This window comes from Algoriphagus lacus, from assembly GCF_003583985.1.
GTDB classification, from domain to species: Bacteria; Bacteroidota; Bacteroidia; order Cytophagales; family Cyclobacteriaceae; genus Algoriphagus; species Algoriphagus lacus.
In genome coordinates this window covers 113,374-122,165 of record NZ_QXML01000013.1, presented here as the reverse complement: position 1 = coordinate 122,165, position 8,792 = coordinate 113,374, and the positions used below count along the sequence as shown (strand labels likewise).

Here is an 8,792-nt window from a genome sequence, read left to right as displayed (position 1 = left end):
TAAACTTAAAAATAAGAAACCCTTCATTTAATAAATTTATTGATCACCAAAATAGTCAACTAGCATTTTTAGAAAAGAATATGAATAGTGCTTGAATCGTTGATCATTCATTAAATTTTCAATCAATTGTTTTTTAGCAATTTCATTGTTTCTTTCTTTGTGGTGATCAATAAATTTATTAAATGAAGGGTTTCTTATTTTTAAGTTTAAAATAAAATCACAAATTATTAATCCATCTTCTAAGTTAACTTCTTGTTTTGTTATTATATTTTGTATAACCTTCCTGTATTGATTTTCTAATTTGGAGAATGCATTTAATTCAATGTGATTTTCATGGTATTTATTTAGATCAAAGTAATCAGTCTTAATTATTTTGTAATAATCTTTTATATAGCATATTTGCCTTGGTTCCATAAAGGAAAATTTAACATTAATTCCTTTTAAAGTGAGTAAAAGATTTAGACATACTAATTTCTGCTCATTTCCAAATTCTCTTAGATAGCATTGCGGAACATAGTGATGATCCCTTGGATTATTCACCCCTCACCCCCTTCCACAATTTTAATCTCCTCCTCGGTCAAGCCATATAATTCATACACGAGGGCGTCGATGCCTCGGTTGAAGTAGGAGGTGATTTCCCTGTTTCCGGCCCCAGATTTTCGCATGGTTTTTTCTTTCTCCTAAAGATATCAGTTACGCTGAAAACGAAAAGCGTATTAGACAGGAAATGCCGAAAAATGTCGGGAAAAATTAAGCCCAAACCACTTGGTGACTACCGGTCGGCAAAGCCCAGTTCATTCATGGGGAATCATCGGAAGGCTTGAATAGAAACTACCCAAAACAACATCGGAACTTTTATCTCTCTCAAGTATGAACCACTCCGACAGAATTTAGGGGGCCTGCTTGCTCACAAAGGCAGGGTCGAATGAATGACCTTGTGCATGGATTGCTACCAATCTGTCATTCGTATGAGAGGAATAATAAGAATAGAAAATGGTGGGTTGAACTTGTGGAAAAAGGAATTGCTGGCGATAGCTATAATGGTTTCTGAATAGTCACTTTGGAATCTATCCACATTAAGGGAAGGATTATTTCGAATCAGAACAAGAAATGTAAAAATCACTTCATCCCACTTGGCGATGGGAAGCATTTTCCAGGAGATCTTTAAGTTCCCTCGCAAAGGCACCAATCCATTCCGGAGAAAAAGTCTTGAAAGTAACTCTGGAATAAAAGGAATCCCTCAACACCTCCCAATATTTGGGAGCTTCTTCCACGGGTACATTTAGGTAGTTGGCAAAGACAGGTGCGACACTTTGTTTTACAGCCAGATTGAATTTCTGTGCTGTTTCAAAAAAATCTTTAACCTCCCGATTTTTGACCAATTGCATCTGAAACAAAACCGTTTGCTTGTATCGCATCATCAGCTGCATGTATTCGGGTTCAAACTCACGGATTTGTTGGATTTCGAATAAAATATTTTCCAGAATTCTCAGGTGTTCTTTAAGCAATTCATCCATATAAACGAACCTGTCTCCGAAATAATGGTAATAGCCGGATTTGTTCTTTTTTAAAATTCTGGCAAGTCGCTCCACCTGCAATCCCTCATGACCTTCCTCTGAAAAAAGACTGTACCCCAAGTCGATCCATGACTTTTTGGTCCCCCCTTCCAAGTGCGGATTTGACATTTTCGATTCTTTAGAAAATGGAAAATAGTTCAAAATGTTGATTAAATAAAAATATTATTAGAAAAAATTGAGACCATTAGTATTTTAAGAATTATAATTTTACGGTATTCCATTCGATGCTTTTATCCGTGCATGGAAGATTAGGATCAAAAAATTGCCAACTTATTACAGGCTTTTAAAAACCGGATGGGTTCTTTTCCCCATCAAACCGAAGTTCCCTTTCTCCGAAACAAGCCGTCCCGGTCGCTGTCAAAATGGTAGAGCTTGGCTACGGTGATACGTTTTGCCAAAGCACTGCAGGCCAAAGCAGCCAACAGTGCCCCAAGGATCGGACCTGCCCAATAGATCCACCAGCTGTCCCATATTCCGGTGATTACGGAAGGACCAAAACTTCTGGCTGGATTGGTACTCGTACCGGAAATGACTGCTTCTATAGGCACCATGATCGAATACAGAAAAGGGAACAGCATGGGCGTAAAAGGACGGATGGACCGAAAACCAATAAACACGATCAGTAAAGAAACCATGGTAAAGGTGGTGATCACTTCTCCCCAAAATGCTTCGGAAACGGTGTAGCCCACTCCGGGATAGGTCGCCCCAAAATCTATGCTTTCACCCCAAGCTCCCCAGATGAAAAGCGGAAGACAACCGATCACTGCCCCCAATAACTGGGAAATGACATAGGCCATCGCTGCCCGCTTTTCAATCTTTCCGAAGAGAAAAAATACCATCGTCACAGCAGGATTGATGTGGGCACCGCTCTCCCGTCCGAGGGCTGTCATGGAAATGATGGCACCGGTTGCGCCAAACAAAAAGCCGGAAAGCATCCGCCTATGGGTCACATTGGGGATGATATCCGCCATGGGTGTTTCCGCTGCAAAGAGAAAAATGACAATGGAAAGCCCGATCAGCAAGAGCAGCGCCGTACCGGCCATTTCTGATAGATAGGCTCTCCAGTACTTGGTAAAATAGTATTGATTCTCCACGTAGAATGGAAGTTGGTTTGATGATTTGGTGGTTGGAGAAAGTTCATCCTATCGGTGAGCAAGGATTTCCTGCCTACGTCTAATTCCCCTTAGGAGTCTTTCCTTTGATTTTTTTCAACTCAAACACATGGTATTCCCAAGCATCCAAATCCAGAAAAAGCCCTGCGGACTGAAGGTCATTCCCGTTTCGGTCATAGTAGGTCTTGCTGAGTAAATCCTGAAGTCTCCAATCCGATCCGGCATAACCGTTGAGTGGAAGTTTGAGGTAGCATTGGGAGCGATGAGGTCGGTAATTGACCACTACTGCCCATAGCTGATCGGGCTTCGGACCCGCCCAACCAAAGGCCAGAATACCGTCCCAGGTACCATTTCCCTCCCAAGCGGATACACAATCCAGCAGATTCCACTTCCATTCTCTCACTTCGGTGTTTTTCAAAACCTTCAGTAAGCCCTCGTAAAATTTCTGTATCTCCTTGTTTACCGGCTCTTTGGGACCGCGTACCAGATGGGGAGAGATCCGTTTGGTCTTTCCCTGAAATTGACCCTGGTGAAAAAACCGCAATCCGGGAGTGAGGTAAGTAATGACCGCGGCAGCCTTGTGCTGAGCCAAAGGAAAAACAGAGGCCACTCGGGGTTCGTCGTGGTTTTCCAAAAAGCGGGCGAGCTTCTCCTGGTAGCCAAGATCAGCCATCAAATGTCCCCGAATACTCGGAACATTGGCGTCCCGCAATCGGTCTGAAAGCCGTTTATCGTAGGCATAATTAAATCCGGCCTGCTGAAGTGTCCACTCCAAATCCCAATATACCTCTGCCATAAAGCAGAAACCGGGAAGTTTTTGGCGGACAGCCGCAGTAGCTTCCGGCCAAAAGGATACCGCCCTTTTTCCCCAGGTTTTCTCAAAAACTTCAGGCAAAACCAGCATGGCCATATCGCAACGGACTCCGTCACATTGATCTGAAATCCGAAGGAGCTCCTGGGTCATTGCCGCTGCTGTGGCGGGATTGCTGTAATCCAACTGAAGCGTATCCGGCCATCCTGCAAAGTAGGGATCACGGCCGTAGGCCAAAATGAACTCCTTCTTTCCGCTTTTGATGCGGGTGTAATTCTGAGGTGCCCGATGCAGATCTTCTTCAGTACCGGAGACAAAATACTCCGGATTTTTCTCCACCCAGGGATGATCCGGCCCCATGTGATTGGGCACAAAATCCAGCATCAACTTTATCCCAAGGTCGGAAAGTCTTTTTCGAAGCCTCCCGAGTGCAGCATCTCCCCCCATGGCCGGATGAACCTGATACCCTGCTATCGAAAAACCGGAGCCTGCAATATCCTGATCCTTCAAATCAGGCAATGTCTTTTGGAATTCCTCCCTCCATTCGGCATTTTCAAGGGAAACCTTTCTCCCCTTCTCCCCAGTCTTCCAAACACTTAGAAACCAAACCCAATCAAAGCCCCATTCGGCAATTTTATTCAGATCGATGTCCGGGATATCATCCAGTGTGGCAGGGCGACCCAGCGACTCGGAAAGTTCCGTCAGATACACCCGGGTATTGATCTGGTAAAGGGAAGGATAGATTGGATTTGCCATGGTCAAGGTTTCAATGAATTGTCAATTCTTAACTAAATCAAAAGAGTTACTTTGCCCGCTTTTTTTCAGCTTTGAGGATATCCTCCCCTTTTTGAAAGGCTGTTTTTACACCTCCCTGGAGGAAAGTTTGCGGATCGATCAATCCATAAATCTGAATGAGTTTGGCAACCGCCCCGGTCCAGCCTGTCTGATGGCTTGCTCCCAAACCGGCGCCATTGTCTCCGTGGAAATATTCATAAAACAACAGGTGATCCTTCCAATGCGGATCGTTTTGGAATTTTTCATTTCCTCCGAAGACGGGACGTTTTCCGTTTTCATCTTTGGTGAAAATGCCGATGATTCGGCTGCTGAGTTCTTTGCTGACCTCAAAAAGGTTCATCATATTTCCGGAACCGGTCGGACATTCTACCTTGAAACTGTCACCGTAGTAGAGGTAAAACTGCTGCAGCGCACGGATCAGCATGATGTTGACAGGCATCCAGACGGGTCCCCGCCAGTTGGAATTACCTCCAAACATGCCCGTGTTGGATTCGGCAGGCAAGTAATCGACCCGGAACTCCTGGCCTGCGACATTCAGTACATACGGATGTTTTTCATGATATTTTGAAATCGAACGGATACCGTGAGGACCGAAGAATTCCTCCTCATCCAGCATCCTGGACAGAATCCTCCGGAGTTTGTCAGTATCCACCAAAGCCACAATTCCCCGCTCATTCACCCCATAATGTCCCTCTCCGGTTACGTGCATGGCTTCTCTGAGCTCCGGCATTCTACGGCGGTTTTCCTTGATTGCTGCCATTGCCGCAGGAACTTTTTCCCGCTGGGATTTTTCGATAATAGTGGTGGCACAGAGCGGCAATAGTCCTACCAGTGATCTGACTTTGAGCTTTTCGGCTCTCCCGTCAGGGAATCGGAGCAGATCGTAATAAAATCCATCCTCCTCATCCCACATGCCGTCGTTCCCTTTTTTGTTCATTGCGGCAGCGATGAACTGAAAGTGCTGGACAAATTTGACGACCATTTCTTCGTAGGAATCATCATCCATGGCCAGTTCTCCTGCCAGTTCCAACATGTTTTGACTGAAAAGGGCCATCCAAGCTGTTCCGTCTGCCTGTTCCAGATTTCCGCCTGTTGGCAATGGGGCACTTCGGTCAAAGATTCCGATGTTGTCCAATCCCAAAAAACCTCCTTCAAATACATTCTTGCCGGAGCGGTCTTTTCGGTTGACCCACCAGGTGAAATTGATCAACAACTTGTTGAAAGTGGCTTTCAGGAATTTGATGTCAGGTTTGCCATGGAAGGCGGAATCCACCCGATGGAGAAACAGACTGGCCCAGGCATGGACGGGCGGATTGACATCACTGAAATTCCACTCGTAAGCCGGCATCTGACCATTGGGATGGAGGTAGATCGGGCGCAGCATCAGTTCCATTTGATCCTTTGCAAAATCAGGGTCAACAATGGAAAGCGGCAACGAATGGAAAGCAAGATCCCATGCTGCATACCAAGGGTATTCCCACTTGTCCGGCATGGAGATAATGTCCCGGTTGAGCATGTGGTACCAGTCTGAGTTTCGGGAGTTTTTAAATCCCGTATGCAGCGGGTTAGAATGGTGCTCATCCAGCCAGTTGTCCCCGTCAAAGAAAAAGAACTGCTTGCTCCAAAGCATTCCGGAGATCGCCTGTCTCATGACTTGGGCTTGATCGGGACTGACACTTGAAGGCGTGACCAGTTGATAAAACTCATCCGCTTCCCGGAGCCGATCCACAAAGACGGCATCAAAGCTTTTTCCAAACGCGGCTCCCTTGGGTTTGACTTCATTTTTGGTGAGTCTGATTCGCACCTCGGATGTTTGACCGGGCCCGATGGTCATTTTGTAATGGGCGGAGGCTTTTGTTCCTTTTTTCTCTGGATTTACGGCGTCTTCTGCACCATACACTACATAATCATTGATTCCATCCTTGGCAAAGGAGCTTTCATTGGCAGTTCCGGGAAAAAGTCGCTGATGGTTAGTCTCATTTTCACAGAAAAGCAAAGGCACCTCACCCTCACAGGAAAGGGTGAATTCGCCCAGTTTGGAGTGGCTTGCTGTCAGAGAAGTCTCACCTTTCGGGGATTTGCTCTGAGCTAAAAGAGGCTTGGATTCCGCTCTGTTGGAATCGGCGATCCAGTTGGACCAGTCATTTCTAAACCAAAGTGTCGGCAAAACATGCAACTCCGCATCCTCCGGACCTCGGTTGATCGCGGAGATTTTCACCAGAATATCCTCTGGACCCTCTCCTTTGGCGTATTCCACAAAGACATCAAAGTAGCGATCCTCCTGAAATATTCCCGTATCGATCAACTCATACTCCATCTCTTCCCGGGTTCGTTGTCCGTTTACCCGAACCAATTCTTCATATGGGAAGGCCCCCTGAGGATACTTGTAGAGGTATTTCATGTAGGAGTGGGTCGGGGTGCTGTCGAGGTAGTAATAGTATTCCTTTACGTCCTCGCCGTGATTTCCCTGACTGTTGGTAAGCCCAAAAAGGCGCTCCTTCAGGATCGGATCTTTACCATTCCAGAAAGCAAGGGCAAAACAAAGGTTTTGCTGATCATCCGAAATCCCGGCAATCCCATCCTCACCCCAACGGTAAGCCCGCGAGCGGGCATGGTCATGGGTGAAAAAATTCCAGGCGTCTCCATTTTCGCTGTAATCCTCCCGAACGGTTCCCCACTGACGCTCACTTAGGTAAGGACCCCATTTTTTCCAGGGAATATTTTTCTCACGCGATTCTTGCAATCTAGACTTTTCCATGTGGCTTGATTTTGCTGGTTGACTTCATGCAGGAGGTAAAAAAAATTATCCTGCAACTGGGTAAAGCTGCACGGTTTTGAAGTCAAAATTCATGACAATAGTCAGCAAAGAATTGGATTTAAATCAATTACAACGGACCTGTTTATGCGTGAATCACTTTAACCTTTTCTTATAGAGGTATTCCACCAATTCTTCAAAATGAAAATAGACATTACGTCAGGGACGGAATTTTATCCTTATCCACCTTGACTTCCTGACAATGGGGAGAGAGTCAAGACCATTGTTTCAAAAAGTGCTGCGGAAAGAGCATAGAATTAACTTTTTCCAGAAAAGAAAATGTCCGTAACGCCTTATTCAATTAGGAATTCCTGAAAAAATGCAATTTATTTTTTCGGGATTAGGGAAAACTCCATTTTGGAATCACAGGTAAAGCTTAGATTGAATGGAAATTAACCCAGCAACCCAAAACATCTTCCCCAATTATGAAATCAAACTTTCTCCTCGGGATCCTACTTACTTTTTCCTTGACGCTATCTGCCCAAACCGATTCAATTCAATACATCCCAAACAAAGTGTACCACTTTAGCTTTGTCCCTCTTCCGGCAATTGCTTCAAACCCTGCCAACGGATGGATGTTTGGATTTGCGCCATCAGCTTCTTGGTACATGGGGAATCCGGCTACGACCAAAATGTCCAATTTGGTGGGAAACCTTTTATACACCACCAAGAAACAGTGGATTTTCAGCTCAAGACATAACATCTACCTTTCGGATAACAGTACCATTTTGATCGGTGATTGGAGATACTTTCTTACCTCCCAACCCACCTTTGGACTGGGCAGCTCTACCCCAAATGATCCAGTTGAAAATCCGAATCAATCTGGAGTGTATTGGGGGGAGCAACAGATGGACTTCACCTTGATTCGTTTTTATGAGGCAATGCTGAAGCGAATAGGAGATTCGAAGTTTTACCTGGGCGTGGGGTACCATTTGGATATCCACACCAAAATCAAAAATTTCATTGATGAGGAAACAGATCCCCTCCTTCAATTTTCTCACGATCAATACAATCTTTCAAAAGGATTTAACACCGATCGCTATGTCCTGTCAGGTGTGACGCTAAATGCGGTGATGGAGAACAGGGATGTGGCTGTGTCGCCCTATGAGCGAAATTTTGCCTGGATCCAGTACAAAATCAATCCCACATTTCTGGGTTCGGACCAAAGTTCTTCAACTCTGATGATGGATTACAGGCATTACATCAACCTGAGCGAAAGCCGAAAGCGGCACATCATCGGACTTTGGGGATTTGGAAACTTTCTGGTATCAGGCAACTTACCTTATATGAATTTGCCGTCGATGGGTTGGGATATGTTTGGGCGAACTGGACGGGCTTATGCCCAAGGCCGATTCCGGGGAGAAAGCATGGTTTACGGTGAGGCAGAGTGGCGATTTCCGCTTCAGCAAAACAAGGAGACTTTTGGAGGAACCGTATTTGTCAACGCAGGGAGCTTCAGCAGCAAAACCACCAATGAAAAACTTTTTAACAAGATCAATCCAGGCTATGGGGTTGGCTTTCGGGTCATGATCAACAAGCAAAACAGAACCACGATATCGGCAGATTATGGTTTTGGGCAAAAAGGAAATTCAGGCTTTTACCTTAATGTGAATGAGAGTTTCTAAACTCCATAGTCCAATAAAATACAGGGGCTAAGCTGACTTTAATCATGTATTTATTTT

General features: G+C 45.0%; 7 protein-coding genes. 1 reads left to right on the top strand and 6 read right to left on the bottom strand.

All coding sequences use genetic code 11. The annotated features are described in order from the left end of the window. Positions 1–36 precede the first annotated feature (36 nt). The 6 genes from D0X99_RS18980 to D0X99_RS18955 form a co-directional block, all read right to left on the bottom strand. Positions 37–540: a DUF4238 domain-containing protein gene (locus D0X99_RS18980; protein WP_119479445.1), complete on the bottom strand. Its 504-nt coding sequence runs from the start codon at positions 538–540 to the stop codon at positions 37–39. Continuing rightward, a complete protein-coding gene (locus D0X99_RS20705) occupies positions 537–665 on the bottom strand; it encodes a hypothetical protein (RefSeq protein WP_262696749.1) in 129 nt (42 codons plus the stop codon). The genes D0X99_RS18980 and D0X99_RS20705 overlap by 4 nt, the downstream gene beginning before the upstream one ends. 459 nt (positions 666–1,124) lie before the next feature. Then, entirely contained in the window at positions 1,125–1,685 is a 561-nt protein-coding gene (locus D0X99_RS18970; RefSeq protein ID WP_119479443.1) for a TetR/AcrR family transcriptional regulator, read from the bottom strand. Positions 1,686–1,888: 203 nt separating this feature from the next. Next, entirely contained in the window at positions 1,889–2,671 is a 783-nt protein-coding gene (locus D0X99_RS18965) for an MIP/aquaporin family protein (RefSeq protein WP_147392268.1), read from the bottom strand. A 79-nt stretch (positions 2,672–2,750) separates the two neighbouring features. Then, complete coding sequence (locus D0X99_RS18960; RefSeq protein ID WP_119479441.1) at positions 2,751–4,256, bottom strand: alpha-amylase family glycosyl hydrolase; 1,506 nt, start codon at positions 4,254–4,256, stop codon at positions 2,751–2,753. A gap of 46 nt (positions 4,257–4,302) precedes the next feature. Continuing rightward, positions 4,303–7,053, bottom strand: coding sequence for an MGH1-like glycoside hydrolase domain-containing protein (locus tag D0X99_RS18955; protein ID WP_119479440.1), 2,751 nt, complete (start codon positions 7,051–7,053; stop codon positions 4,303–4,305). A gap of 482 nt (positions 7,054–7,535) precedes the next feature. On the opposite strand from D0X99_RS18955, the gene D0X99_RS18950 reads away from it, so the two are divergent. Further along, positions 7,536–8,735 carry a BamA/TamA family outer membrane protein gene (locus D0X99_RS18950; protein ID WP_119479439.1) on the top strand — a complete coding sequence of 400 codons (1,200 nt, stop codon included), beginning with the start codon at positions 7,536–7,538 and terminating at the stop codon, positions 8,733–8,735. Positions 8,736–8,792: the final 57 nt, after the last annotated feature.

What these genes read in the sequence shown, in the direction of transcription:
- D0X99_RS20705 (WP_262696749.1), bottom strand. Translation starts at nt 665, where the DNA reads ATGCGAAAATCTGGGGCCGGAAACAGGGAAATCACCTCCTACTTCAAC.
- D0X99_RS18970 (WP_119479443.1), bottom strand. Translation starts at nt 1,685, where the DNA reads ATGTCAAATCCGCACTTGGAAGGGGGGACCAAAAAGTCATGGATCGAC.
- D0X99_RS18960 (WP_119479441.1), bottom strand. Translation starts at nt 4,256, where the DNA reads ATGGCAAATCCAATCTATCCTTCCCTTTACCAGATCAATACCCGGGTG.
- D0X99_RS18955 (WP_119479440.1), bottom strand. Translation starts at nt 7,053, where the DNA reads ATGGAAAAGTCTAGATTGCAAGAATCGCGTGAGAAAAATATTCCCTGG.
- D0X99_RS18950 (WP_119479439.1), top strand. Translation starts at nt 7,536, where the DNA reads ATGAAATCAAACTTTCTCCTCGGGATCCTACTTACTTTTTCCTTGACG.